Raw genomic sequence first — 2,511 nt, forward strand, 5'->3', positions numbered from 1 at the left:
CACAAACGGATGATTCAACACGCCGTTTGAGCCGAAGTTGTACAGATAGTCGGAGTAGTTGCGGAAGTTGAACACGTTGAGCACGTCAAACCGACCGTAGAGTTTCACGCCGTGACCCATATCGAAATCCTTGGTCGCCTGAAAATCGACATCGCGGTAGCCGAAGATCTTGCCACCGACCAGGAACCGCCCATTGCCTGCCGGGGTGCCTGCAATTGGCGTGCAGCCGCTGCCGGTGGCATAAGTGGCGCCATAGCAGGCGATCTGGTTGCCCGGAATCGGCGTCGCCAGGGTCAGCTTGGCCGAGATGGTGATGCCCCAGGGGATGTCGAGCACACCGGTGGCGACCAGGCGGTTGCGTGCCGCCGCGTTCGAGGTGATGTACGGGTATTGATGGATGGTCGCCTCATCGAACGAGTAGTGTTCGTTGATGTCGCGGTTCTGCTTGGCCTCGGTGAAGGTGTAGGCAAACGTCGCACCCCAGCCCGACTCTTTGGTGTATGGCTTGCCGAGTGAAAGCAGCAGCTGCGTGGTGCGCGTCTGGATGCCGTTGTTGCCGATGATCAGGGGACCGAAGCCTGGTACGCCATTGCCCCATGGCTGGCTGTTGTTCTTGAAGAACGCGCCGTTCGGGTAGCGGTTGCCCAGGGTGAACGCGAAGCCGTTGTAGCTGAGGACGCGTGCAATCGTGGCGCTGGTGTTCCATTCACCAACCCGGTTGCGCATGCCGATGCTGAACTGGTCCGAATACGGTGCCTTCAGATTGTTGTTGATCGCATCGACTTCCTGGCCCGCGTTGGTGGATGTGACCAGGCTTTGCAGGTTGCCCACGCCATGCAGGTATTTCGGATCCCAGGCGAAGCAGGGCGTGCCATTCTGGTAACACTGGCTGGTGGCGGGGTCCTGGAAGTAGACGGTGGACTCCGGCAACGCGGCCTTGGTCTGCTCCAGCTGCAGGTAGTCATATAAGTCACGGTCGTAGGCACGGCCGGCACCACCGAAGATCACATGATCCTGGTCACCGTTGAGGTCGTACGAGAAGCCAAGCCGTGGCTGGATCTCGTTCTTCTGCGCCTTGCGGTTGTGGCCGTTGCTGATGTAGTCGCTGACGTTGACACCGCCAAGCGCGAGTGCCTGGGCATAGGTCTGTCCGGCCGGCGCACTCGGGTCCGGGTTGGGGCCGTACAGTGCCGCGACGACATTGGCGGGTGTGACGTAGTTGAGGTAGGACGGATTTTTCTCGTAATCCCAACGTACGCCCAGATTCAGGGTGAGCTTGTCGTTGACGGCCCAGTCATCCTGCACGTACATGCCCAGTTGCTTGTCCGACGTCTTTGCCACCGGACTCAGGCCGGGCACCGGGTTGGGGAAGAAAGCCTTGTACGGCGTTGCATGCGTGCCGGCGGGATTGACGTTGTAATAGAACTGCGCGTTGCTGCTGCCGGCATCCTGGGCATTGAGATCCACCGCCTTGTACTTCACGCCCATCTTGATGACATGGTCACCATGCCACTCGAAGTCATTGAAGGTGAGATCGTCCTGGATCGCCGGACCGCGTTGCCCCTTTCGCTGGGTTGCAAGCGCATTGGCAGCGCCGGTCAGCAGAATTGTCTGGTTGTTATTTGGATCCCATGTGTAAGCCTGTCCGTTGCCGCTGCCGAGCGATGTCGGGTTGTTGTAGGCCTTTTCGTGGGTGAACAACAGCTCGTTGAAGTAGCTGTAACCGCTGTGCTGCCAGCGCAAGGCCATGCGGGTGTCGTTGTTGATGGTGTTGATACCGGCCGAGGCAGCCGTGGCACCGCCGATGTTGTCGTACTGGTTCTCCTTGCGCACCTGCGCACTCAGCTCAAAGCGGTCCTTGTCGGTCGGCTCCCAGTCGATCTTGCCAAAGTACAGGTTTTCCGTGAACGGCAGGTTCGATGGGCCGATCTGTGTCGCTGCTGATGGCGGCAGGAAGGCCGCGGTATTTGTCACTCCCGGCACCACGGTGACTGGCGTGTTGAAGCGCTTCGCCTCGTAGGTGAAGAAGAAGTGCATCTTGTCCTTGATGATCGGACCGCCCAGCGCGAAGCCGTAGCCCTTCTCCTGTGACTTGGTTTTCCTGCCCGCCGCAGCTTCGGCTGGCGTAGCGGCGCGCATGTTGTCGTTGGTGTAGTCGCCGAAGACCTGACCATGAAATTCGTTGGTACCGGACTTCGTGTCTGCCACCACGGCGGCACTGGAGATCTGCCCGTACTCGGCCTTGTAGTTCGAGGTGATCACCTTGTACTGGCCAATCGCCAGCTGCGGAAACGGATTGCCCTGGCTGGAGAACTGGCCGCTGATACCGCCTTGCTTGACGTAGCTTTTCTGGCCCACACCGTCGATGTAAACGTTTACAGAACTATCGTTCTGAGCGCCGCCCCGCAAGGAGGTGTGACCGCGGGAATCGACGCTGAAAACCATGCCCGGCACGGTGTCGGCAAACTCCAGAAAATTGCGCGATACCTGCGGAATGGTGTTGATCTGGTG

The 2,511-nt window shown here is 59.4% G+C and carries 1 protein-coding gene; it reads right to left on the reverse strand.

The genetic code is table 11. From position 1 onward, the window contains the following. On the reverse strand, positions 1–2,511 hold a 2,511-nt coding region (locus PF446_RS01225), incomplete at both ends, for a TonB-dependent receptor (protein WP_298068894.1).

Source organism: Oleiagrimonas sp. (genome assembly GCF_027858935.1).
Lineage (GTDB): Bacteria > Pseudomonadota > Gammaproteobacteria > Xanthomonadales > Rhodanobacteraceae > Oleiagrimonas.